This window comes from Microbacterium sp. SORGH_AS_0428 (assembly GCF_031453615.1).
Taxonomy (GTDB): domain Bacteria; phylum Actinomycetota; class Actinomycetes; order Actinomycetales; family Microbacteriaceae; genus Microbacterium.
In genome coordinates this window covers 879638-903021 of the sequence record NZ_JAVIZT010000001.1, presented here as the reverse complement: position 1 = coordinate 903021, position 23384 = coordinate 879638, and the positions used below count along the sequence as shown (strand labels likewise).

Genomic DNA, 23384 nt, shown 5'->3' with positions numbered 1-23384 from the left:
GAGAACAGCATGCGCATCCTCATCATCGGCGCCGGAGGCGTCGGTTCCGCGGCGGCTCGGATCGCCGTCCGTCGCGACTTCTTCGACGCCGTGGTGATCGCCGACTACGATCCGGCCAGGCCCGAGGCGCTCGTCGCAGAGCTCGCCGATCCCCGATTCAGCGCCGCTCAGGTGGACGCCTCGGATGCGGCATCCGTCGCGGCCCTCGTGCGCGACAGTGGCGCCACACACGTGCTGAACGCGGTCGACCCCCGGTTCGTGATGCCGATCTTCAGCGGCGTCTTCGATGCCGGCGCCACCTACCTCGACATGGCGATGAGCCTGTCGAAGCCGCATCCGGAGAAGCCGTATGAGCTTCCGGGGGTCAAGCTCGGCGACGAGCAGTTCGCCGCCGCCGAGAAGTGGCGCGAGGCGGGGCGGCTGGCGCTCGTGGGCATCGGGGTGGAGCCCGGGCTGTCGGACGTGTTCGCCCGCTACGCGCAGGACGAACTGTTCGACGAGATCGACGAGCTCGGCGTGCGCGACGGCGCGAACCTCGTCGTCGAGGGTTATGACTTCGCCCCCTCGTTCTCCATCTGGACCACGATCGAGGAGTGTCTGAACCCGCCCGTGATCTACGAGAAGGATCGCGGGTGGTACACGACCGCTCCGTTCTCGGAGCCGGAGGTCTTCGACTTCCCCGAGGGAATCGGGCCGGTGGAGTGCGTGAACGTGGAGCACGAGGAAGTCCTCCTCATGCCGCGCTGGACGAACGCGAAGCGCGTCACGTTCAAGTACGGCCTCGGTGACGAGTTCATCCAAGTGCTGCAGGTGCTCCACAAGACGGGGCTCGACCGCACCGACCCCGTGACCGTGAAGGGTGTGGAGGTGTCTCCGCGCGATGTCGTGGCAGCGGCGCTTCCCGACCCGGCGACGCTCGGCGACCGCATGACCGGCAAGACCTGCGCGGGCGTGTGGGTGCGGGGCACCGGCAAAGACGGCGAGCCGCGATCGACCTACCTGTACCACGTGGCGGACAACGAGCAGACCATGCGCCAGGACAACTCGCAGGCCGTCGTCTGGCAGACTGCGATCAATCCCGTCATCGCCCTCGAGCTCCTGGCGCGAGGCGACTGGGCGGGCGAGGGCGTGCTCGGCCCGGAGGCCTTCGATGCGAGGCCGTTCCTCGACCTGCTGGCGGCGCCCGCTCCCGCGGGCTACGGCTCGCCGTGGGGGATGGTGGAGAAGGAGATCACACCGTCGGACGGATGACGCCGACGATCGCGTCGCCGCCGTGAACGGCGAGGGAGAGGTCGCGGCGCGCCGCATCCGCGTCGGACGTCGCGAGCGCACCCGCGCGCTCGAGCAGACGCAGGCCCACCGTCGCCGTGGCGCGCGAGGATCCGTCGAGCATCTTGACGGCCGCCGTGGTCCCGTCGGGGGCCACCATGACGACGAGTCCTTCGGCGCCCGTCTTGGTGAACACGCCGGTGCGCTCGATGATCACGGTGTCCGGCCGGCCCGGGCCGTCGATCGTCCACGGGTTCTCCCGCACGGCGGCCATGAGCGTCGCGGCGCTGCGGTGCAGGGCGAACGGGGAGCTCTCCGATGACGTCCCCATACGATGCAGGGCGCGCGCCAGGCCCGTGAGCGTCAGCGCCGGCACAGGAGCGCCGCATCCGTCGACCGCCACCGCGACCGGCCGTTCGCCGGTCAGCCGCTCCACGACCTCGCGGATGTGCTGCTGCAGCGGGTGCGCGGGATCCAGATAGCCCTCGGTGTCCCAGCCGGTCGCGCGGCAGGCGAGCAGCATCGCCGCGTGCTTGCCGGAGCAGTTCATCCGGATGCGGGACCGCGTCGCGTGATCGCGCACCATCTCATCCCGTGTGGCCGTATCGGCGGGCCAGGCCGGCGGGCATCCGAGGTCGTCCTCGGTGCAGCCCGCGTCCTCCAGGATGGAGCGCACCACGGCGACGTGCCGCTCGGTCCCCGCGTGGCTGGCGGTGGCGAGGCCGAGCCGCTCACCCTCCAGCGCAGCCCCGGCGGTCACGCACGCGAGGGCCTGCAGCGGCTTGAGGGTGGAGCGCGGCAGCACGGCGGATGCGGGATCGCCGTGCGCGGCGAGCACGGTGCCGTCGGGGGAGAGGACCACTGCGGATCCGGTGTGACGGGACTCCACGAACCCGCTGCGTTCCACGACGGCGAGCTCGACGGCGGCGGTGGCGGAGAACGTCTCGGGCATCCTCTCAGCGTAGTCGGCGCCCGCATCCGCCATGACAGACTGTGCCCATGCCTGGCACCCACCACTACCGTCTGAACGCGCTCTGGACCGGCAATCGCGGCACCGGGACGAGCGGCTACCGCGACTATGACCGCGACGTCACTCTGACGATAGACGGCAAGCCGGAGCTGCGGGGTTCCGCCGACAAGCCGTTCCGGGGCGACCCTGAGCGGTGGAACCCCGAGGACATGCTCCTCGCCGCGCTCAGCCAGTGCCACCTGCTGTCCTACCTGCACGCGTGCGTCGTGGCGGGGGTCGTCGTCGTCTCCTACGAAGACGCCGCCGAGGGCACGATGACCGACGACGGATCGGGAGCAGGGCGCTTCACGGACGTGCTGCTGACGCCCCGTGTCGTCGTGGCGGACGCGTCGATGATCCCCGCCGCGGAGGCCGCGCACGCCACGGCCCACGATTGGTGCTTCATCGCGAACTCGGTGAACTTCCCGGTGCGGCACCAGGCGCAGGTCACCGCAGCCGGCTGAGCGCCGGCGTGAACGAAGAGACGCCCCGCGGGTTCGGAACCCGCGGGGCGTCTCGTCGTGCAGATCTCAGCGCACGTCGTCGTCGACCCAGTCCATGGACTTCGTCACGGCCTTCTTCCACAGGCGCAGCTGACGGTCGCGCTCCTCGGGATCCATGTTGGGCTCCCAGCGCTTGTCCTCCTGCCAGTTGGCGCGCAGGTCGTCGAGGTTGTCCCAGAAGCCGACGGCCAGGCCCGCGGCGTACGCGGCGCCCAGAGCCGTGGTCTCGGCGACGACCGGGCGCACGACCGGCACGCCCAGGATGTCGGCCTGGAACTGCATGAGGGCGTCGTTCGCGGTCATGCCACCGTCGACCTTCAGCTCGGTGAGGTCGACGCCGGAATCGGCGTTGACCGCATCGAGCACCTCGCGCGACTGGAAAGCCGTCGCCTCGAGCGCGGCGCGGGCGATGTGGCCCTTGTTCACGTAGCGGGTCATGCCGACGATCGCGCCACGGGCGTCCGGGCGCCAGTACGGAGCGAACAGGCCGGAGAACGCCGGCACGAAGTACACGCCGCCGTTGTCGTCGACGCTCTCGGCGAGCTTCTCGACCTCGGGCGCGGACGAGATGATCCCGAGCTGGTCGCGCAGCCACTGGATGAGGGAACCGGTCACTGCGATCGAGCCTTCGAGCGCGTAGTGCGCCGGACCGTCGCCGAGCTTGTATCCCAGCGTCGTCAGCAGCCCGTTCTTGGAGCGGACGATCTCCTCGCCGGTCTGGAAGATCAGGAAGTTGCCGGTGCCGTAGGTGTTCTTGCTCTCACCCGGGTCGTAGGCGGCCTGACCGAAGGTGGCGGCCTGCTGGTCGCCCAGGATGCCGGCGACCGGGGTCTCGCGCAGCAGCGAGGACGACTCCGCGGTGCCATAGACCTCGGACGAGGACCGGATCTCCGGCATCATCGAGCGCGGCACACCGAAGTCGGCGAGGATGTCGTCGCGCCACTGGAGCGTCTCGAGGTCCATGAACAGCGTCCGGCTCGCGTTCGTGACGTCCGTCGCGTGCACGCCGCCCTCGGTGCCGCCGGTGAGGTTCCAGAGCACCCAGGTGTCGGTGGTGCCGAAGATCAGGTCGCCGGCCTCCGCCTTCTCGCGCGCACCCTCGACGTTCTCGAGGATCCAGACGATCTTGGTTCCGGAGAAGTAGGTCGCAAGCGGCAGGCCCACGATGTCCTTGTAGCGGTCGGTGTCGCCGTCCGCGAGACGATCGACGATCGACTGCGTGCGGGTGTCCTGCCAGACGATGGCGTTGTAGACGGGCTTTCCGGTGTTCTTGTCCCAGACCACCGCGGTCTCGCGCTGGTTGGTGATGCCGATCGCGGCGATGTCGTGGCGCGTGATGTCGGCGCGGCTCAGCGCGAGGCCGATGACCTCCTGGGTGTTGCGCCAGATCTCGGCGGGGTCGTGCTCGACCCAGCCGGCCTTCGGGAAGATCTGCTCGTGCTCCTTCTGCCCGACGGAGATCACGCTTCCCTTGCGGTCGAAGATCATCGCGCGCGTCGAGGTGGTTCCCTGGTCGATGGCGAGGACGTAGTCAGCCATTGGATGGACTTCCTTGTCTATTGGTTCGGATGGTGGGGAGGGTGGGCGGCGCGCGGGTGCTCCGCCCACCCGGGAGTGGGTCGGATCAGGCGACGACGAAGCCCAGCAGGGCCGGTGCGAGCAGGCCGGCGAGCGTGCCACCGATGAGCGGACCGACGACCGGCACCCACGAGTAGGACCAGTCGCTGGAGCCCTTGCCCTTGATGGGCAGGATGGCGTGCGCGATGCGCGGGCCCAGGTCGCGGGCGGGGTTGATCGCGTATCCGGTCGGGCCACCGAGGGAGGCGCCGATTCCGACCACGAGCAGCGCCACCGGCACGGCCGCCAGGCCGCCGAGGCCGCCGGGGACGCCGATGTCGGCGACGCCGTAGTTACGGAATCCGAAGATGACGAACACGAGCACGAAGGTCGCGATGATCTCCGTCATGAGGTTCCAGCCGTAGGAGCGGATCGCCGGCCCCGTGGAGAACACGCCGAGCTTGTTCGCCGGGTCGGGCTCTTCGTCGAAGTGCTGCTTGTAGGCGACCCAGCACAGGACGGCGCCGATGATGGCACCCAGCATCTGGGCGAGCACCGCGATCCCGAACTGCGCGACGCTGATGTCCCCGTGGACGAGAAGACCGATGGACACGGCCGGGTTGAGCTGTGCACCGGAGTACGCCGAGACGATGACACCGGCGAAGACCGCGAGGCCCCAGCCCCAGTTGACGAGGAGGAATCCGCCGCCGTTGCCCTTCGTCTTCGTCAGAGCGACGTTCGCAACCACACCGCAACCGAGCAACAGCAGCATCGCCGTTCCCACGGTTTCGGAGAGGAAGTACAAACCGAGATTGACTTCGTTCATGTCTACATTGACCTTTCAGTGATGCCCGCCTGTCGCCCCTTCGTGCGGCGGGACATCGGGTTGCTCCGAAACTAGAGCGGTGTGCGGGCGCGCACCAGAGGGCGCGCCCGCACGTTCTCTCAGGAAGCCAGTCGTCCGCCCTTCGCGAGGTCGACACGGTGGTCCTCCCGAAGGACCTGGGTGGAGTGAGCGACCTCTTCGCTCACGCGTGCGTCGTCCCACCCGAGCGGCTCGGCGATCGCCTCGGCGGCCTCTTGCAGGGTGGCGGAGCTCAGCCCGCCGACGAAGGCGATGTCCGTGCGGCGCAGCAGCAGGTCGATGAGGTGTACGACCTGCTCGGTGCGCGCGAGGTAGGCGAGCTCCTCGCGGAAGTAGCCGTGCGCGTGCGCGAGCTCGGTCGGCTGTGCCGGGAGGTCGGCGAGGACGGCCTCGGCGCGTGTGCCGTACCGGTCCAGCAGGCTGAGCACGAGCGAGGCGGAGTGGCGGCCGCTGCGCTCGGCGACCCAGGCGCGGCGGGCTTCGGGGGTCATCGGGTAGCCCTTGCCGCCGCCGATCGCCAGGCCCTGCGTGCTCACGCGGTGCGTACGTCCGAGCTTCTCGAGCGCACGGGTGCTGAGGTGCTCCGCCAGGGCGCGGAAGGTGGTCCACTTGCCGCCCACGAGGCTGAGGGTCGGCGTCTTGCCCAGTGTGCCGTCGACGATCCGGTAGTCGCGGGAGACGAACCCGGGGGCCGTGTCGTCGTGACGCGGCAGCGGGCGGATGCCGGAGAAGGTGTAGACGATCTGAGAGCGGTCGACCTCGATCGTCGGGAAGACGTGGCGCACCAGATCGAAGAAGTACTGGATCTCGTCGTCGGTGCAGGTGACCTTCTTGGAGGGGTCGGCGTCGATGTCGGTGGTCCCGACGAGCACGCGCCCCTTGAGCGGGTAGATCAGCACGATCCGGCCGTCCGAGTGCTCGAAGAAGATCTCCCGACCGCGGGTGGCCGCCAGCAGCTCCGGGTTGTCCAGCACGATGTGTGAGCCCTTGGTGCCGCCCATGTAACGGGTCGGGGTGCCGAGGGCTGCATTGGTGAGGTCCGTCCACGGGCCCGACGTGTTGAGCACGACCTTGGCCGCAACGGTGAACTCGGTGCCGGTGACCTCGTCGCGCAGGAGAACGCCGTTCTCGTCCGCGCCGATCGCCGTGACGTAGTTCGCCGCCATCGCGGAGCCATCCTCGAGGCCGTCCGAGAGCACGTCCAGTGCGAGGCGCTCGGGGTCGTGCATGGAGGCGTCGTAGTAGGTGGCCGTGTAGGCCAGTCCGTCGTTCATCTCGGGGAAGTCGGCGAGCGACTTCTTCTTGCCGACGAACCGGTGCCGCGGGACGGAGCCGCCGTCACGCGAGAAGGTGTCGTAGATCACGAGGCCGATCTTGATCAGCAGCGCGCCGCGCTCGTTCGGCTTGCCGCGTCCATGCGTGACCAGCAGTCGGAAGGGCGCGGACAGGATCCCCGAGAAGGTCTTGAAGATCGGGATGGTCGTCGGCAGCGGCCGGACGTAGTGCGGGGCCGTCTTCAGAAGCGCGTTGCGTTCGGTGACCGCCTCTTTGACGAGGCGCAGCTCGCCGTTCTCGAGGTAGCGCACGCCGCCGTGCACCATGTGGCTGGACGCACTCGATGCGCCGGAGACGAAGTCTCCGCGCTCGACCAGCGCCGCCTTGACGCCCTGGAGGGAGAGATCGCGGAGCGTGGCGATGCCGTTGATGCCGCCGCCCACGATGAGAACGTCGAGATCCTGAGCGTCGCGGATCTGTGCGACCTGAGGTCGCAGCGAGGGAGAGAGCGACATGTCGTCGTCGACCTTTCGTATCGATGGAACCTTGGCAGGTTGCATGGAAATGGGAACTCGTCGCAAGTTCTCTGCACAAACGTGCAGAATGGGGCGACGGGCGAAGGGATGATCATGGCGGAGGCCGGGTCGATGAAGGTGCGCGACGCGCTGCGCGCAGCACAGCTGTACTACCTGCAGGACCTCACGATGGAGGCGATCGCACGCGAGATGCACACCTCGCGTTCCTCGGTCTCCCGGCTGATCTCCCATGCCCGCGACACGGGCCTCGTGTCGATCTCGGTGCACTCCCCGCTCGCGGCGCGCAGCCAGATCGAGGAGCGGCTGGCGGAGAGGTTCGGCATCACCGTCCACATCGTTCCCACCACGAGTCACATCGGCGAGGCCGAGCGTCTGGACCGCACCGCGTTGTCGGCGGCGCGCATCCTGAGCGAGCACGTCGACTCCTCGATGACCGTCGGAATCGCGTGGGGATCGACGCTGTCGGCCATCGCCCGACACCTGCCGACCAAACGCACCCACGACACGCACGTGGTGCAGATGAACGGGGCTGCCAACGGGCACACCTTCGGCGTCCCGTACGCCGGCGAGATCCTCTCGCGATTCGGTGCCGCGTGGTCGGCGTCCGTGCACCATTTCCCGGTGCCCGCGCTTTTCGACGAGGCGGCCACGAAGGAGGCGATGTGGCGCGAGAGGTCGGTGCGCGCCGTCCTGCAGATGCAGCGCCGCGTCGGCCTGTTCGTGTTCGGTCTCGGATCGCCCCGCGCCGCCGTTCCCTCCCACGTCTACTCCGGCGACTACTTCGATCAGCGTGATCTGGCGCTGATCGAGCAGGAGGGCGTCGTCGGCGACTGCGCGACGATGTTCTATCGCATCGATGGCTCCTCCGACATCCCGTCGTTGAATCTGCGTTCCAGCGGCCCCGATCTCGACGACGTCCGCCGCATCCCGCGGCGCTTCTGCGTCATGTCGGGTCTGTCGAAGATCGATGCGCTGCAGGGTGCCCTGGCGGCGGGGCTCATCACCGACCTCGTGCTGGAGGAGACCGTCGCGCGCAGGCTCATGAGTCTCTCGCGTACGAGCACGCGCAGTGCTCAGACCTCGCCGAAGCCGTCCTCGACGAGGGCGCGCAGCGCGTCGATCGCCGGCTGAGCCTCACGCCCCCGCGCGTGCACGCGCACGCGGGCACCGCGTCCGACACCCAGGGCGATGAGCGCGAGCAGGCTGGCGGCAGAGACCGGGCCCGACGCTGCGTCGACGTTCTCGATCTCCACGAGTGCGTCGAACCTCGCCGCCGTCTTCACGAACGTCGCCGCGGGCCGCGCATGCAGCCCCGAGGGATTGACGATGACCGCCTCGAAGGATGCCTCGTCACCGTCCGACGGCGGTCGGAGCGCCGTCGCCGGTGTCGGCGCCGGTTCCCCGGACCCGGACTCCAGGTGGCGTGCCTTCTGCGCGTACGCGCCGCCGAGCTCTGCCCGGATGCTCGTCCAGTCGGCACCGGTCGCCGCGAGCACGACGGCGGCGACGAGCCCTTCGACGAAGGGCGCGGCGCTCAGATGCACGCGGTCCGGCCGCTCCACGAACTCGAGCGCCATCTCGGCGCTCAGCACGGCGGAGCCGAGATCCATCAGTACGACGACGTCTTCGGACGCGTCGAGCCGGTCGATGGATGCGGCGATGGCTGCTGCATCGGTGCCGAACCCGCCGTCTGCGGAGCCCGCGGCGATCTCGATCGGGGGCGGACCCTCCGCGACCATCTGTGTGGCGAGGGCCACGGCGGCCTCCGCGAGCGGGCGGCTGTGGGAGACGACGACGAAGCCGATCATGCGGCCGTCACCGCATCCCGGAGCGTCGTGAACAGCAGCGCGGTGGATGTCGCCCCGGGATCCTGATGTCCCGCGCTGCGTTCGCCGAGATAACTCGCGCGACCCTTGCGCGCCACAAGCGGGATGGTGGCGTCACGGCCGGCGTCGGCCGCATCGGCTGCGGCGGAAGCGGCTGCCGGGAGATCCGATCCCGCGGCCACCGCCTCGTCCCACGCATCGACGGCGGGAAGCATCGCATCCAGCATCGTCTTGTCGCCGGTCTCCGCCTTGCCGCGCGTGCGAACGCCCTCGGCGCCGGCGCGCAGCGCCGCGCCGAGAGCGGCGGCATCCAGTTCGGCGGTGGTGCCCGCCGCGCCCCCGAGGCGGAGGAAGAACGTGCCGTACAGCGGCCCGCTCGCCCCGCCGACGGTCGAGACCAGGGTCATCCCGACGGTCTTGAACAGCGCCGCCGCATCTGCCGGCGGAGTCGCCTGCATCGCCGCCACGACGGCCTCCATTCCACGCGCCATGTTGGAGCCGTGGTCGGCGTCGCCGATGACGGAGTCGAGCTCGGTGAGCTCGGCCTGGTGCTGGACGATCTGATCACGGAAGCCGGAGATCCAGGCGGTCAGCGTCTCGAGGGTGGCTGCGGTCATCGCGCGCTCACGCTCCCCAGCGCAGGCCCGGCGTGACCACCGGAGCGTCCCACAAGCGCACGAACTCGTCGTCGGCACGCACGACGGTCAGTGAGGCGCCGGCCATGTCGAGACTCGTGATGTAGTCGCCGACCAGCACGCGGCGCACGTCGAAGCCCGCGTCCGCCAGCAGGGGCGCGATCTCGCCGTACAGGAGGTACTGCTCGATCAGGGGAGTGGCGCCGAGGCCGGAGAGCAGCACGATGGCATCGCCGCGCGCGTCGCCGAAGTCGTGCACGATCGGGTCGACGAGCATGCGGGCGATCTCGTGGGCGGTGGCGAGCGGCACGCGCGAACGTCCCGGTTCGCCGTGGATGCCGACGCCCACCTCCATCTCGTCCTCCGGGAGGTCGAACGTCGGCTTGCCCGCCGCAGGCACGGTGCAACTGGTCAGCGCGACGCCCATGGAGCGCCCGCTCTCGCTGACGCGGGTCGCGAGAGCAGCAAGGGCGTCGAGGTCCATGCCCTCCTCGGCGGCGGCGCCCACGATCTTCTCGAGCACGACCGTCGTGCCCACGCCCCGTCGCCCCGCGGTCCAGGTGGAATCCTGCACCGCGACGTCGTCGGCGACGACGACGGATTCGACGCGCACACCCTCTGCCGCGGCGAGCTCTGCCGCCATCTCGAAGTTGAGGACGTCGCCGGTGTAGTTCTTCACGATGTGCAGAACGCCGGCCCCGGAGTCCGCGCCCACGGTGGCCGCGAGGATCTGGTCGGGAGTGGGGGAGGTGAACACCTCGCCCGCACACGCCGCATCGAGCATCCCCGTACCCACGAACCCGCCGTGCATGGGTTCGTGGCCGGAGCCGCCGCCGGAGACGAGCGCGACCTTGCCGGGGCGCGTCGCCTCGCCGCGGAAGATGACGCGGTTGGCGGAGTCGACGCGCAGTTCGGGATGCGCGAGTCGGATGCCGGTCAAAGCGTCGGAGAGTACCTGGGCCGGGTCGTTGATGAACTTCTTCACGGATGCCTCCTCATTGTGGCTTCGCAGACGCTCTGAATCTCCACCCGGTGGGGCTGAGCGTCAAGTGCCGGAAGCCGTGAATGAGAAAGTGTGCCGTCAGAGGCGCTCGTGAGGCAGGACCCGCTTGATTCGTTCGATGGCGCCGTGCGCGGGGACCTCGTTGTATGTGCCGGCCAGCTCCTGCTCCGAGAGAGCGTGGATCGCCGCCATGAGCTCGTCGGTCGCCGCGCGACGCGCGCGCCCGGAGCTGGCGGGACCGTGCGCCGAGAGATCGAGCGGCTCGCCGAAACGGATCGTGACGCGCGGCTTCGTGCGCGGGAACTTCGCCCCCACGGGCATGGCCTCGTTCGTGCCGATGAGGCCGACGGGCACCACCGGTGCGCCGGTCTGGAGGGCGAGAAAGGCGACGCCGGTGCGTCCCTTGTAGAGCCTGCCGTCGAGTGAGCGCGTGCCCTCGGGATACAGCGCGATGGCCTTTCCGGCCTCCAGCATCCGCTTCTGCTGGTCGAGCGCGTCGAGCGCCGCCTGGCCGGCACCGCGCTCGACGGGGTTCGCCCCGAGTCCGAGGAAGATCTGCCGCGAGAGCCAGCCCTTGAGTCCCGGTCCGTCGAAGTAGCTCGACTTCGCGAGGAACTGGACCGGGCGAGGAGCCGCCATGGGAATGGCGAAGGAGTCGATGAAGGAGAGGTGGTTCGCGGCGAAGATGACAGGCCCCGTGCGCGGCACGTTCTGGCGTCCCTCGATGCGCGGCCGATATGCGACGCGTGCCAGAGGGGCCAGCACGCGGCGGCCGAGGAAGTACGCGAAGCCGACATCCGTCACCGGCTTGGATTCGGATGCGCGGGGATCGGGGACGTTCTCCGCGTCGCGGCTCTGCGCATCTGTCACCGTAAGAGGCTACTGCTGATTCCATTCCCTCCGGCGCATGAGGCCTCGCCGGACCCTCTCAGCGAGGGCATGGGCGAATGCGGGATGATGGGTCAGCCCCGCACCGATTCTGGAGGTTCCCGTGCGCCGTCCGCTCTCCATCCTGTCCGCACTCGCGGTCAGCGCCCTCGCGCTCGCCGGATGCTCCGCCGCATCCTCGCCCGACGCGACCTCCGCCCCCTCCGCGAGCGCCGCAGCGGATCTCTGCGCCGATGTCGCCGCCTCGGGCGCCGCCTCCGACGCGGTCAGCGTCTCGGGCGAGGTGGGTCAGCAGCCGACCGCCACGTTCACCGCTCCGTTGGACATCTCCGACGTGGAGCGCACCGTGGTCACCGAGGGCACCGGTACCCCCATCGCCGCGGGCGATTACGTCACCTATGCGCTCTCCGCCTTCGACGCGGCCACCGGGCAGCTGCAGGGCTCCGTGGGTTACGACGGCACGCCCGTGCAGCCCCAGCCGGTCGCCGCCGAGAGCGTGCTGGGCAAGGTGCTCGGCTGCGCCACTCCCGGAACCCGCGTGGTCGCGACGCTGCCCGCGAGCAGCAACAGCGCGGCGCAGGTGTTCGTCGTGGACCTCATCTCGTCGACGCCCGAGGCGCAGTGGTGCCAGGCGGAGCCGTTCGCGGGCGAGGCTCCCAGCGTGACCTTCTCCGACGACAAGCCCACGATCACCATCCCCGCGTCGTCTCCTGAGGACGGCGTGCGTGTCGAGGTGCTCAAGGAGGGCGACGGCGACACCGTCGGTGCCGGCGACACGGTCGAGGTCAACTACGCGGGTGTGAAGTGGTCGGACGGCTCGACGTTCGACTCGAGCTACGACCGCGGTCAGACCGCGAGCTTCTCGACCGACGGCGTCGTGGTCGGCTTCAAGCGAGCGCTGGAAGGACAGAAGGCCGGCTCGCAGGTGCTGGTGTCGATGTCGCCGTCGTGCGGCTACGGCGAGGCCGGATCGTCGCAGCAGCAGCTGGCGGGGGAGACGCTCGTGTTCGTCATCGACATCGTCTCCACGAAGCCGACCGAGGGCTGATCCCGTGCGGCGCGTCGTCGTCCTCGGCTCTACCGGGTCGATCGGCACCCAGGCGCTGGAGGTGATCCGGAACAACCCGGATCGCTTCCGCGTCGTGGGCCTGGCGGCGGGCACCGACCGCGCGGGCGTCGCCGCCCAGGCGGCGGAGTTCGGCGTCGCCGACACGGCCCTCGGAGCCGTCGAGGCGGAGGCGCTCGTCCGCGGCGTCGACGCGGATGTCGTCCTCAACGGCATCACCGGCTCCGTCGGGCTGGGACCCACCCTCGCCGCTCTCGAGGAGGGGCGCACGCTGGCGCTCGCGAACAAGGAGTCGCTCATCGTCGGCGGCGAGCTGGTGACCGCGCTGGCCGAGCCGGGCCAGATCGTCCCCGTGGACTCCGAGCACTCGGCGATCGCGCAGGCTCTGCGCTCGGGAGTGCCCTCCGAGGTGCGCAGGCTCGTGCTCACCGCATCCGGCGGACCCTTCCGAGGCCGCACGCGCGCGCAGCTCGCCGCAGCCACGCCGGCCGAGGCGCTCGCCCATCCGACATGGGACATGGGACGAGTGGTGACCACGAACTCGGCGAGCCTCGTGAACAAGGGGCTCGAGGTCATCGAGGCGCACCTGCTGTTCGGAATCCCCTACGCGCAGATCGATGTCGTGGTGCATCCGCAGTCGATCGTGCACTCGATGGTCGAGTTCGTGGACGGATCCACGATCGCGCAGGCCTCGCCTCCGGACATGCGCCTGCCCATCTCGCTGGGGCTCGACTGGCCGCACCGGGTGAGCGGTGTCGGAGCACCCCTCGACTTCACCCGCGCCTCGGCCTGGACGTTCGAGCCGCTCGACGATGAGGCGTTCCCGGCTGTCGCGCTCGCCAAGAGCGTGGGTGAAGCCGGACGCACGTATCCCGCGGTGTTCAACGCGGCCAACGAGCAGGCGGTCGACGCGTTCCACGAGGGACGCATCGGATTCCTCGACATCGTCGACATCGTCCGCCGCGTCGTCGACGCGCACGAGGCCCCCGCGACACTGAGTCGCGAGGGCCTGGTCGATGCCGAGAGCTGGGCGCGGCGCGCGGCGGATGCGGCTGTGCTCGCCGCTGGTCAGTAGACCGTCAGCCCTTCTGCCGCGAACTGTCCGCGCACCCGTTCGATGAGCTCCTTCTCGGGTGCGGGCGTGTCTTCGAGGGGATAGGTGCGTCCCAGTTCGTGCCACTTGTCGCGACCCATCTGGTGGAAGGGCAGGACCTCCACGCGGGTCACGGTGCCGGGCCGGATCCCGTTCAGGGATGCGGCGTAGCGCGCGACCGCGGCGACGTTCTCGACGTCGTCGGTGAGACCGGGGACGAGGACGAACCGTACCCACACCTCGACGTCACCGCGGCGCGCCAGGCGCTCGCCGAACTCGAGGGTCGGCTCGAGTTCCCGGCCCGTGACGCGGCGATAGGTATCCGGGTCGCCGGACTTCACGTCCAGCAGGACCAGATCTGTGTCGGCGAGAAGCTCGTCGGTGGCGTGCGCTCCCAGGTAGCCGGACGTGTCGAGTGCCGTGTGGATTCCCATCGCCTTGGCGCCGCGGACCAGCCGGGCCGCGAAGGCGGGTTGCATGAGCACCTCGCCGCCGGAGATCGTGAGACCGCCACCGGTGGCGCGGAAGACGCCGAGATACCGGCGGAGGCGCTCCAGGACCGCATCCGCCGTCACCGCGACGCCGTCCTTCATCGCGAACGTGTCCGGGTTCTGGCAGTACAGGCACCGCAGCGGACAGCCGTTGAGGAAGAGGGTCAGGCGCGTTCCGGGGCCGTCGACCGCCGTGACCAGCTCCCACGAGTGCACGGAGCCGAGTTCGCCGGTGCGCATCGCGGCGAGGCGTCCGGCGCGGTCGATGTCGGCCACGTCGAGGCCGTGGAGGCCGGCACCACCGCGACGGGTGGTGCCGGCCTCCATGGCCGGAGCATCGAGCTGCACCGCATCACGGGGGAGCGGCGTGCCCAGCAGCACGGTCATGGCTGCCTCACATCCCCCCGTGGAACGTGCGGGACAGCACATCGAGCTGCTGCTCGCGCGTCAGCCGCACGAAGTTCACGGCATAGCCGGACACGCGGATCGTCAGCTGCGGGTAGGCCTCGGGGTTCTCCATGGCGTCCAGAAGCGTCTCGCGGTTCAGCACGTTGACGTTCATGTGGTACCCGTTGGAGCTGAAGTACGCGTCCAGCAGGCCCGCCAGGTTGCGCGAACGCTCGTCCGCCGTGCGGCCGAGGCCGGCCGGCACGATCGTGTTGGTCAGCGAGATTCCGTCCTGGGCCTCCGTGTACGGCACCTTCGCGACCGAGAGGGCCGAGGCCAGCATCCCGTGGGTGTCGCGCCCGTTCATCGGGTTGGCGCCCGGTGCGAACGGCTCGCCGGCGCGACGTCCGTCGGGGGTGTTGCCCGTGGCCTTGCCGTAGACCACGTTCGAGGTGATCGTCAGCACGGACTGCGTCGGCAGCGCGTTGCGGTACATGGGGTGACGGCGAAGCTTCGCCATGAACCGTTCGACGAGCTCGACGGCGATCGCGTCCGCTCGGTCGTCGTCGTTGCCGTAGGCGGGGAAGACGCCCTCGGTGCGGTAGTCGACGACGATGCCCCGCTCGTCGCGGATCGGAGTGACGGTGGCGTACTTGATGGCGGAGAGGGAGTCCGCGGCGACCGAGAGCCCGGCGATGCCGAAGGCCATCGTGCGCAGCACGTCCTTGTCGTGAAGCGCCATCTCGAGACGCTCGTACGCGTACTTGTCGTGCGACCAGTGGATGCAGTTCAGTGCCTCCACGTAGGTCGCCGCGAGCCAGTCCATCATCCGGTCGAAGCGGGCATCCACGTCGGCGTAGTCGAGGGGGCCGTCGCCGACGGGCGTCTCCTCCGGGGCGATCTGCTCGCCCGTGACCTCGTCGCGGCCGCCGTTGATGGCGTACAGGAGGGTCTTGGCGAGGTTCACGCGAGCGCCGAAGAACTGCATCTGCTTGCCCACGCGCATGGGGGACACGCAGCAGGCGATGGCCGCGTCGTCGCCCCACTGGGCGCGGATGAGGTCATCCGACTCGTACTGGACGGCCGAGGTGTCGATCGAGACCTGCGCGCAGAAGTTCTTGAACCCCTCGGGCAGCTGCTCGCTCCAGAACACGGTCATGTTCGGCTCGGGTGCCGGACCCAGGTTGTAGAGCGTCTGCAGGTAGCGGAACGAGGTGCGCGTCACCAGCGGTCGGCCATCCTCGCCGACGCCGCCGATCGTCTCGGTCACCCACGTCGGGTCACCCGAGAACAGCTGGTCGTACTCGGGAGTACGAAGGAATCGCACGATCCTCAGCTTGATGACGAAGTCGTCGATGATCTCCTGTGCGTCGCTCTCGGTGAGCAGTCCCCGCTCGAGGTCGCGCTGGACGAACACGTCGAGGAACGTCGAGGTCCGACCGAGCGACATCGCCGCGCCGTTCTGCTCCTTCACCGAACCCAGGTAGGCGAAGTAGAGCCACTGGACGGCCTCGCGGGCGGTCGTGGCGGGTCCGGAGATGTCGTAGCCGTAGGAGGCCGCCATCTGCTTCAGCTCGCCCAGGGCGCGGATCTGCTCGGCGTGCTCTTCGCGGGCACGCACGATGTCCTCCGTGAACGGCGTCGTGTCCAGCCCGAGCTTGTCGATCTTCTTCGCGGCGATGAGCGCGTCGACGCCGTAGAGCGCCACGCGCCGGTAGTCGCCGATGATGCGGCCGCGGCCGTAGGCGTCGGGGAGGCCCGTGATGATGTGCGACCGGCGGGCGGCGCGCACGGAGGGGGAATACACGTCGAAGACACCCTCGTTGTGGGTCTTGCGGTACTGCGTGTAGATCGCCTTGAGGGTCTCGTCGACCTCGTAGCCGTAGGTCTTCAGGGCGCCCTCGACCATCCGCCATCCGCCGTTCGGCATGATCGCGCGCTTGAGCGGCGCATCGGTCTGCAGGCCGACGATCAGCTCGTCGTCCTTCGCGATGTAACCCGGCTGGTGGGCCGTGATGGTGGCGGGCGTGTAGGGGTCGATGTCGTAGACGCCGCGCTCGCGTTCCTCGGGGAACATGGCGGCCAGCGTGTTCCACACCCGTGTCGTGCGCTGGGTGGGTCCTGCGAGGAACGAGCCGTCGCCGGTGTACGGGGTGTAGTTGCGCTGGATGAAGTCGCGCACGTCGATGCCGTCCTGCCACGGGCCGGCCGTGAAGCCGTCCCAGGCCTGGGGCTGGGCGTCCTGCGCGTCGCGGGATACTCCTGCGGGGGTGACGATGCTCATGATGTCGCTTCCTTGTCCTCGTGGGGCCGGTCGCGTCGGGGTGGTGCTCGTCTTCGGGCGCCCGCCCGGCGGGCCTGTTGTCACGCTAGACCCGCGCTGAGGCGGCGTTCGGAGCATGCACGCCGTGAATAATCAGAGAGGTCAGACCACTGGCTTCCTTGTGTGGGAACAACAAGGCTCTGGGCACGCCAGGGACTAAGGTCCTGCGCACGGCAGGCGCCGCCGCAGTGCGGACGATCGCGGCTTCAGTCGCCGTAGGGAACGGGCCAGCGCGGCTCGGGAACGGGCCACCCGGCGTCCCGCAGCGCACGGCGTGCGAGTTCACGAGCGGAGTACGGCGTGCGCTGCCCGCGGATGTCGCGGTAATCCTGGTGACCGGGGCCTGCCCAGAGGATCGCGTCGCCCTCGCCGACCAGCGCGACGGCCTCGACGATCGCGCGCTCGGGCGGGGAGAACTCGTGGATCTCGGCGTCCGGACGCGCGCGCCGGGCCCCCTCGATCAGAGTCGCCCGGATCGAGGTCGGCTCCTCGAAGCGCGGATGGTGGTCGGTGATGACGAGGATGTCGCTACCCTCCACGCCGGTGCGCCCCATGTCGTGGCGCTTCGTGGTGTCGCGGTCGCCGTCGGCGCCGAACAGCATGAGAACGCGGCCGGGGGTGACGCGACGGACGGCGGCGAGGGTCTTCTCGAATGCGTCCGGCGAGTGCCCGAAGTCCACGTACACGGCGGGTCCCGCATCGCCCGACACCCGCTCGGTGCGACCCGGCAGGTAGGCCTCGATGCGTGAGCCGTCCAACGCGTCCGCGAGACGCTGCCACGAGTAGCCGCCCTCGTACATCATGACGATCGCGAGTGCCGCATTGGCCGCCATGTGGCGACCGATGACGGGAACCACCGTCTCGAGGCGCTCGCCGGCAGGACCGTGCAGCGCGAACCGGGTTCCCTCCTGGCGCTCGTCGATGATCTCCACCCGCCACTGGGCGGTGGCGGCGAGCTCGGAGTCCGCGGCGATGTCGGGCGTCGCGATGGTCGTGTAGGGGATCTCGCACCGCGCCACGACGTCCGCCGCGGCGGCCGAGTCGAGCGAGATCACGGCGCGACGGGCGCGGTCCGGACGGAACAGGGCAAGCTTCGCCTCGAGGTACTCCTCCATGTCGGCGTAGTCGTCGAGGTGGTCATGGGTGAGGTTCGTGAAGGCGGCGACGTCGAAGACGATCCCGTCCACGCGGTGGCGGCTGAGCGCCTGCGCGCTCACCTCGACGGCGACCGCCTCGACGCCCCTCTCCCGCATGAGCGCGAGGAGCGCATGGAACTCCGATGCCTCGGGCGTCGTCAGGCGTGAAACGATCACCTGGCCCGCGATGTGGCGCTCGGCCGTGGAGGAGAGCCCGGTGACGACACCGAGCTGCGAAAGCATGCCTTCGAGGAGGTGGGAGACGCTCGTCTTGCCGTTGGTGCCCGTCGTGGCGAACAGGAGCGGAAGCTCGTCGTCGACGCCGGTGCCGTAGACCCATGCGGACAGCTCACCCATCCGCGCCCGCGGGTTCTCGAGCACGAGAACCGGGACACCGGCCGTGCCGATGATGTCGGCGCCCGCCGCATCCGTGATGATCGCGACCGCGCCGCGGTCGATCGCCTGGGCCGCGAACTCCGCACCGTGGCGGTTCACGCCCTGGAGGGCGACGAACGCCTCGCCCGGACGGAGGTCGGCCGTCGCGAGCGTGATCCCGTGCAGCTCGACACCCCGTGCGTCGCCGCGGACCTCTGCGCCGAAGCGGCTCGCGAGCTCGGCCAAGGCCCGCGTCGGAGGGTTCTCTGGGCGCAGGACCGGGGGCAGATTCGCGGGGGATGACATGGCCCTCCATTCAACCAGACGCGGTCCGTGCTCGTGGCTCGCCGCGGGCGTGCACGGCTCGCTCAAAGCCGTCGCCGCTACGGTGGTGCGGTGACGATCCTCGCCTTCGTGATCGGCGTGGTGGTGCTCATCGTCGGCCTCGCCGTCTCGATCGCCCTCCACGAAATCGGTCATCTCGTGCCCGCCAAGGCGTTCGGTGTGCGCGTCGGTCAGTACATGATCGGCTTCGGCCCGACCCTGTTCTCGCGTCGCCGAGGAGAGACGGAGTACGGCGTCAAGCTGCTGCCGCTGGGCGGCTACATCTCGATGGCCGGTATGTACCCGCCCGCGCCGGCGGTGGAAGAGGACGCGGGCGACGCCGGGGGAGCGCCCGGTCGCAGGGCCCGTGGGCGGGTCTCGTCCCGCTTCTTCCGCACGCTCGTGCAGGATGCCCGCGAGGCCAACGCGGAGACGCTGATCGGCGCCGAGGAGCGCACCTTCTATCGGCTCCCCGTCTACAAGCGGGTCATCATCATGCTGGGCGGGCCCTTCATGAACCTGCTGCTGGCGGTCGTGCTCTTCACGATCCTCTTCAGCGGATTCGGCGTGCAGACGGCGACGACGACCGTGTCATCGCTCAGCGAGTGCGTGCCGGCGTCCTCCACCTCCCAGGAGTGCGCGTCCTCCGCGGCGCCGGCCGCGCAGGCGGGCCTCGAGCCGGGCGACACGATCGTCTCGATCGACGGCCAGGCGGTCGCCGACTTCACCGAGGCGACCGCGCTCATCCAGGCGTCGCCGGGGCGGGCGATGAACTTCGTCATCGACCGGGACGGCACGCAGCGCACCGTGACGATCACACCGGCGGCGGTGCCCAAGGCGGACGACCCGAGCACCGAGATCGGCTTCATCGGTGTGCGACCCACCGGCGCGTTGGTCGCTCAGCCGCTGTGGGCGGGCCCCCAGGCGGCGATCGAGAACGTGGGCGCGGTGGCCGGCATCATCGTCAAGCTGCCGGTGATGGTGGCCGAGACGGCATCGACCCTCGTCACGGGCGCCGAGCGCGATCCGAACGGTCCGCTGAGCGTCGTGGGCGCGGGAGTGATCGCCGGGGAGATGGCGTCGTCATCCTCGCCGATCGTCAATCGCGTCGCCGGGATCATCGGGCTGCTGGGCTCGCTCAACATCGCGCTGTTCGTCTTCAACCTCGTGCCGCTGCTGCCGCTGGACGGCGGGCACGTCGTCGTCGCGCTCTGGGACGGCATCAAGAGATGGTGGGCGCGCATCGCGCGCCGCCCTGCACCCCGGCCCGTGGACGCGACCAAGCTCGTCCCGCTGACGTTCGTCGTCGTGGCGGCGCTCGCGGTCATGGGCGGCGTGCTGATCCTGGCCGATCTGATCAACCCGCTGTCGCTGATCTGACCCGCCTCAGGCGACCGGCGCTCCCAGCGCGGCGGAGATGAGTCGCTCGAGGGTTCGCATCCCGTCACGGGACAGGATGGACTCCAGGTGCCCCTGCACCGAGGCGAATCCGGCTCCGCGGAGCGCATAGACATCGCCGGACATCGGATCGGCCGACACCTCGACGTCGTCGACGAGCGAGGTTCCCGGCGTGACGCGTGCGGTGAAGGTGTTGTAGAAGCCGATGGATGCGGGCTCCCCGAACACGTCCACCTCGAGCTGCAGGCCCTGATGAGGGCGCGCCAGGGGCGCCAGCGCGATGCCGAGGCGATCGGCGAGGATCTGGTGGCTCAGGCACACGGCGAGCAGCGGTCGGCCCGTGTCCAACCGGGCGCCGACGATCTCGCGCATCCGACGGATGCGGTCACTGTCGTCGTCGCGGGGGTCGCCGGGGCCCGGTCCCGCGATCACGAGGTCGGCCGCGTCGAGCGCGGCGGCGTCCGCGGCGCTCCAATCGACGATCGTCGTCTCGAGACCGAGGTGTCGCAGCTGGTGCGCGAGCATCGTCGTGAAGCGGTCTTCCGCGTCCACGACGATCGCGGTGCGACCCGCGAACGGGCCGTCGGAGGAGCCGCTCTGCGGGTTCAGCCAGAACGCCGCGAGGCGGGCGTTGCGCGAGGCGAGGAGGGCGGCGATCTCCGGGTCGTCCGCGAGAGGACGGGCGGCGGCGGGCGCGTCGGGGTCCGCGACGCGTGTGCGGGGGACGGCGCCGATGGCGCCCAGCACGCCCGCGGCCTTGCCGTGGGTCTCGCCGACTTCGCCGTCCGGGTCCGAGTGGCGCACGAGCGTCGCGCCGACCGGCACCCGCAGGCGACCGTCGACGAGGTAGGCGGTGCGGATGAGGATGGGGGCATCGAGGTCGTGTTCGGTGCCCGCCGCATCCGTCGTCGGGGTGAACAGCGCCGCGACGCCCGAGTAGTAGCCGCGGGGCTCGGTCTCGTGTCGTGCGATGACGGTGCAGGCGTTCTGCATGGGCGAGCCGGTCACCGTCGGCGCGAACATCGTCTCGCGCAGGATCGTACGAGGGTCCAGTCGCGACGAGCCGCGCAGCATGTACTCGGTGTGAGTGAGCCGCGACATCTCCTTGAGGTGCGGACCCGTGATGCGGCCGCCGTCGGAGCAGACGGCGCTCATCATCTTGAGTTCCTCGTCGACCACCATGAAGAGCTCTTCGGTCTCCTTGGTCGACTCGAGGAACTCGGCCAGCGTCTCGACCGTCGCGCCGGTGTCGGGGTGCCGGAAGGTGCCGGAGATGGGGTTCATCGTGACGATGCCGCCCTGAGCGCTCACGTGGGCCTCGGGGCTCGCGCCGACCGCGACGTGTCCGTCGGTGACGACAGCGAACGTCCAGTACGCGCCGCGTTCGTGCTCGAGCAGAGCGCGGAACCAGGTGAGCGCGGTCACACGCGGATCGGCCGCCACCGACGCGGTGAAGTCCCGACGGATGACGAAGTTGGCGCCCTCGCCGCGACCGATCTCGTCGGCGATGACGGTGCGGACGATGTCCGCGTACGTCTCGTCCGACATTTCGAAGCCCGCATCCTCGAGGGGAATCGCGGCCGTGGGCAGCGCAGCGAGCACCTCGGCGCGGGGGAGTGAGCGATGGTCGGTGACGACGAGACAGCGCAACGGCGCACCGTCGTCGTGGCAGACGAAGCCGCGCTCGCGCACCTGCCGGTACGGCACCAGCGCCAGCACCTCGCGGGGAGTGCCGTCGGCGTCGTGCAGGGGGATGTCGGCGAGCAGTTCGACGTCCACGACGTCGCCGGTGAGCACCTCGACGGTGTGCGTGTCGCGCGCAATCAGCGCGAACGGCGCGGCGGATGCGGTCAGCTCGCTGAGCAGGGAGGCGGCGTTGTCCATCTTGGTCGTTCCTTCGTCCAGAAAGCGGCCGCCTCATGAAGAAGGACCGCCCGGGGGCGGTCCGTGTCGCACACGCACACCGCCTACGCGGTGTGCCACCAGGTGCGGTTCGTGTGCATGGCGAGAAAGTACCACATCCGCCCATGGGCGCTCCGCGACGTGGGGTCGACGTGGGCGCAAGCCTCGGTCCCCACACAGCAGCGGGCGCGTAGGCTGATCGCGTGCCAGCCGTGAACCTCGGGATGCCGCGCGTCCCGGAAATCCTCGCCCCGCGCCGTAAGAGCCGTCAGATCCGGGTCGGCAAGGTGCTCGTCGGCGGAGACGCGCCCATCAGCGTGCAGTCGATGACGACCACCAAGACCACCGACATCAACGCGACGCTGCAGCAGATCGCGGAGCTGACCGCCTCCGGGTGCGAGATCGTGCGAGTGGCGGTTCCGAGTCAGGACGACGCGGACGTGCTGCACATCATCGCCAAGAAGAGCCAGATCCCCGTCATCGCCGACATCCACTTCCAGCCGAAGTACGTGTTCCAGGCGATCGACGCCGGATGCGCCGCGGTCCGGGTCAATCCCGGCAACATCCGCCAGTTCGACGACAAGGTGGGCGAGATCGCCAAGGCGGCGTCGGCCGCGGGTGTGTCTCTGCGCATCGGCGTCAATGCGGGCTCGCTCGACAAGCGTCTGCTGGAGAAATACGGCAAGGCGACTCCCGAAGCGCTCATGGAGAGTGCCGTCTGGGAGGCGTCGCTGTTCGAGGAGCACGACTTCCACGACTTCAAGATCTCGGTCAAGCACAACGACCCGGTCGTGATGGTGAAGGCGTACCGTCTGCTCGCCGAGCGAGGCGACTGGCCACTGCACCTGGGTGTCACCGAGGCGGGTCCTGCTTTCCAGGGCACCATCAAGTCGGCGACCGCGTTCGGCATCCTCCTCTCAGAGGGCATCGGCGACACCATCCGGGTCTCGCTCTCCGCGCCGCCGGCCGAGGAGGTCAAGGTCGGCCACCAGATCCTGCAGTCGCTGAACCTGCGCGAGCGCAAGCTCGAGATCGTCTCGTGCCCCTCCTGCGGCCGCGCGCAGGTCGACGTCTACACCCTCGCCGACGATGTCACCGAAGGGCTGAAGGACATGACCGTGCCGCTGCGCGTGGCCGTCATGGGTTGTGTCGTCAACGGACCCGGTGAGGCGCGTGACGCCGACCTCGGTGTGGCCAGCGGCAACGGCAAGGGGCAGATCTTCGTGAAGGGCGAGGTCGTGAAGACCGTGCCCGAGAGCGAGATCGTCGCGACCCTGATCGCCGAGGCGAATCGCATCGCCGCCGAGATGGGCCCCGACGCCCCCCTCGGCACCGCGCAGGTCGTCACCGCCTGACCCGCCCGCATCCGCTCGCGGGCCGCATCCTCGTCTCGCGCGCCGGCATTCGGCCGCCCGAGTTGCGTCGCATGTGCGCAGATGCCACAGGTTTGCGCAGATGCGCCTGGCAATGACTGACGCGGTTGCGCAACTGCGACGCAACTCGGGCAGGGATGGCGGCGGCCG

General features: G+C 69.7%; 19 protein-coding genes. 7 read left to right on the top strand and 12 right to left on the bottom strand.

Annotated features, from left to right (window positions below; all coding sequences use genetic code 11):
* Positions 1–9: 9 nt before the first annotated feature.
* A complete protein-coding gene (locus QE374_RS04415; protein ID WP_309732507.1) occupies positions 10–1251 on the top strand; it encodes a saccharopine dehydrogenase C-terminal domain-containing protein in 1242 nt (413 codons plus the stop codon).
* Here QE374_RS04415 and QE374_RS04410 read toward each other — a convergent pair.
* Positions 1232–2221, bottom strand: coding sequence for an asparaginase (locus QE374_RS04410; protein WP_309732506.1), 990 nt, complete (start codon positions 2219–2221; stop codon positions 1232–1234). The genes QE374_RS04415 and QE374_RS04410 overlap by 20 nt on opposite strands.
* Positions 2222–2268: 47 nt before the next feature.
* Between QE374_RS04410 and QE374_RS04405 the strand changes: the two genes are divergently transcribed.
* The gene (locus QE374_RS04405) at positions 2269–2742 is read left to right on the top strand and encodes an OsmC family protein (RefSeq protein ID WP_309732503.1); all 474 of its coding nucleotides are present in this window, start codon (positions 2269–2271) and stop codon (positions 2740–2742) included.
* 66 nt (positions 2743–2808) lie between these two features.
* Here QE374_RS04405 and glpK read toward each other — a convergent pair whose 3' ends face one another.
* From glpK to QE374_RS04390, 3 genes are all read right to left on the bottom strand, one after another.
* Positions 2809–4320, bottom strand: a complete 1512-nt coding sequence (glpK, locus tag QE374_RS04400; protein WP_137416482.1) for a glycerol kinase GlpK — start codon at positions 4318–4320, stop codon at positions 2809–2811.
* 85 nt (positions 4321–4405) lie between these two features.
* On the bottom strand, positions 4406–5164 hold the full coding sequence (locus tag QE374_RS04395; RefSeq protein ID WP_309732500.1) for an MIP/aquaporin family protein: 759 nt from the start codon (positions 5162–5164) through the stop codon (positions 4406–4408).
* A 119-nt stretch (positions 5165–5283) separates the two neighbouring features.
* Complete coding sequence (locus tag QE374_RS04390) at positions 5284–6993, bottom strand: glycerol-3-phosphate dehydrogenase/oxidase (RefSeq protein ID WP_309732498.1); 1710 nt, start codon at positions 6991–6993, stop codon at positions 5284–5286.
* A gap of 114 nt (positions 6994–7107) precedes the next feature.
* On the opposite strand from QE374_RS04390, the gene QE374_RS04385 reads away from it, so the two are divergent.
* Positions 7108–8145, top strand: a complete 1038-nt coding sequence (locus tag QE374_RS04385; RefSeq protein ID WP_309732496.1) for a sugar-binding domain-containing protein — start codon at positions 7108–7110, stop codon at positions 8143–8145.
* Here QE374_RS04385 and dhaM read toward each other — a convergent pair.
* From dhaM to QE374_RS04365, 4 genes are all read right to left on the bottom strand, one after another.
* Positions 8088–8822 (bottom strand): dihydroxyacetone kinase phosphoryl donor subunit DhaM, encoded by a 735-nt coding sequence (gene dhaM / locus QE374_RS04380; RefSeq protein WP_309732494.1) that lies wholly within the window; start codon positions 8820–8822, stop codon positions 8088–8090. The genes QE374_RS04385 and dhaM overlap by 58 nt on opposite strands.
* Positions 8819–9457 carry a dihydroxyacetone kinase subunit DhaL gene (dhaL, locus tag QE374_RS04375; RefSeq protein WP_309732492.1) on the bottom strand — a complete coding sequence of 213 codons (639 nt, stop codon included), beginning with the start codon at positions 9455–9457 and terminating at the stop codon, positions 8819–8821. Before dhaL ends, dhaM begins: the two co-directional genes overlap by 4 nt.
* Before the next feature lie 7 nt (positions 9458–9464).
* Entirely contained in the window at positions 9465–10460 is a 996-nt protein-coding gene (dhaK, locus tag QE374_RS04370) for a dihydroxyacetone kinase subunit DhaK (RefSeq protein ID WP_137416488.1), read from the bottom strand.
* 96 nt (positions 10461–10556) lie between these two features.
* Complete coding sequence (locus QE374_RS04365) at positions 10557–11282, bottom strand: 1-acyl-sn-glycerol-3-phosphate acyltransferase (protein ID WP_238343862.1); 726 nt, start codon at positions 11280–11282, stop codon at positions 10557–10559.
* Positions 11283–11469: 187 nt separating this feature from the next.
* Here QE374_RS04365 and QE374_RS04360 point away from each other — a divergent pair, with 187 nt between their 5' ends.
* Together QE374_RS04360 and dxr are read left to right on the top strand one after the other, a co-directional pair.
* The gene (locus tag QE374_RS04360) at positions 11470–12414 is read left to right on the top strand and encodes an FKBP-type peptidyl-prolyl cis-trans isomerase (RefSeq protein WP_309732489.1); all 945 of its coding nucleotides are present in this window, start codon (positions 11470–11472) and stop codon (positions 12412–12414) included.
* A gap of 4 nt (positions 12415–12418) precedes the next feature.
* Positions 12419–13507 carry a 1-deoxy-D-xylulose-5-phosphate reductoisomerase gene (dxr, locus tag QE374_RS04355; protein ID WP_309732487.1) on the top strand — a complete coding sequence of 363 codons (1089 nt, stop codon included), beginning with the start codon at positions 12419–12421 and terminating at the stop codon, positions 13505–13507.
* Here dxr and pflA read toward each other — a convergent pair.
* From pflA to QE374_RS04340, 3 genes are all read right to left on the bottom strand, one after another.
* Positions 13501–14403: a pyruvate formate-lyase-activating protein gene (gene pflA, locus QE374_RS04350; protein ID WP_396653319.1), complete on the bottom strand. Its 903-nt coding sequence runs from the start codon at positions 14401–14403 to the stop codon at positions 13501–13503. The two genes, dxr and pflA, sit on opposite strands and share 7 nt — an antisense overlap.
* Positions 14404–14410: 7 nt before the next feature.
* The gene (gene pflB, locus QE374_RS04345; protein WP_309732485.1) at positions 14411–16687 is read right to left on the bottom strand and encodes a formate C-acetyltransferase; all 2277 of its coding nucleotides are present in this window, start codon (positions 16685–16687) and stop codon (positions 14411–14413) included.
* A gap of 245 nt (positions 16688–16932) precedes the next feature.
* The gene (locus tag QE374_RS04340) at positions 16933–18543 is read right to left on the bottom strand and encodes a UDP-N-acetylmuramoyl-L-alanyl-D-glutamate--2,6-diaminopimelate ligase (RefSeq protein WP_309732483.1); all 1611 of its coding nucleotides are present in this window, start codon (positions 18541–18543) and stop codon (positions 16933–16935) included.
* Positions 18544–18633: 90 nt separating this feature from the next.
* On the opposite strand from QE374_RS04340, the gene QE374_RS04335 reads away from it, so the two are divergent.
* Positions 18634–19941, top strand: a complete 1308-nt coding sequence (locus tag QE374_RS04335) for a site-2 protease family protein (protein ID WP_309732481.1) — start codon at positions 18634–18636, stop codon at positions 19939–19941.
* A 6-nt stretch (positions 19942–19947) separates the two neighbouring features.
* Here QE374_RS04335 and QE374_RS04330 read toward each other — a convergent pair whose 3' ends face one another.
* The gene (locus QE374_RS04330) at positions 19948–21843 is read right to left on the bottom strand and encodes a chorismate-binding protein (RefSeq protein ID WP_309732480.1); all 1896 of its coding nucleotides are present in this window, start codon (positions 21841–21843) and stop codon (positions 19948–19950) included.
* 242 nt (positions 21844–22085) lie between these two features.
* Between QE374_RS04330 and ispG the strand changes: the two genes are divergently transcribed.
* Positions 22086–23216 carry a flavodoxin-dependent (E)-4-hydroxy-3-methylbut-2-enyl-diphosphate synthase gene (gene ispG, locus QE374_RS04325; RefSeq protein WP_234075467.1) on the top strand — a complete coding sequence of 377 codons (1131 nt, stop codon included), beginning with the start codon at positions 22086–22088 and terminating at the stop codon, positions 23214–23216.
* Positions 23217–23384: the final 168 nt, after the last annotated feature.

Bases quoted from the DNA above. Each gene is read 5' to 3' on its own strand.
- QE374_RS04415 (WP_309732507.1), top strand. From the start codon at position 10: ATGCGCATCCTCATCATCGGCGCCGGAGGCGTCGGTTCCGCGGCGGCT.
- QE374_RS04410 (WP_309732506.1), bottom strand. From the start codon at position 2,221: ATGCCCGAGACGTTCTCCGCCACCGCCGCCGTCGAGCTCGCCGTCGTG.
- QE374_RS04405 (WP_309732503.1), top strand. From the start codon at position 2,269: ATGCCTGGCACCCACCACTACCGTCTGAACGCGCTCTGGACCGGCAAT.
- glpK (WP_137416482.1), bottom strand. From the start codon at position 4,320: ATGGCTGACTACGTCCTCGCCATCGACCAGGGAACCACCTCGACGCGC.
- QE374_RS04395 (WP_309732500.1), bottom strand. From the start codon at position 5,164: ATGAACGAAGTCAATCTCGGTTTGTACTTCCTCTCCGAAACCGTGGGA.
- QE374_RS04390 (WP_309732498.1), bottom strand. From the start codon at position 6,993: ATGTCGCTCTCTCCCTCGCTGCGACCTCAGGTCGCACAGATCCGCGAC.
- QE374_RS04385 (WP_309732496.1), top strand. From the start codon at position 7,108: ATGGCGGAGGCCGGGTCGATGAAGGTGCGCGACGCGCTGCGCGCAGCA.
- dhaM (WP_309732494.1), bottom strand. From the start codon at position 8,822: ATGATCGGCTTCGTCGTCGTCTCCCACAGCCGCCCGCTCGCGGAGGCC.
- dhaL (WP_309732492.1), bottom strand. From the start codon at position 9,457: ATGACCGCAGCCACCCTCGAGACGCTGACCGCCTGGATCTCCGGCTTC.
- pflA (WP_396653319.1), bottom strand. From the start codon at position 14,403: ATGACCGTGCTGCTGGGCACGCCGCTCCCCCGTGATGCGGTGCAGCTC.
- pflB (WP_309732485.1), bottom strand. From the start codon at position 16,687: ATGAGCATCGTCACCCCCGCAGGAGTATCCCGCGACGCGCAGGACGCC.
- QE374_RS04340 (WP_309732483.1), bottom strand. From the start codon at position 18,543: ATGTCATCCCCCGCGAATCTGCCCCCGGTCCTGCGCCCAGAGAACCCT.
- QE374_RS04330 (WP_309732480.1), bottom strand. From the start codon at position 21,843: ATGGACAACGCCGCCTCCCTGCTCAGCGAGCTGACCGCATCCGCCGCG.
- ispG (WP_234075467.1), top strand. From the start codon at position 22,086: ATGCCGCGCGTCCCGGAAATCCTCGCCCCGCGCCGTAAGAGCCGTCAG.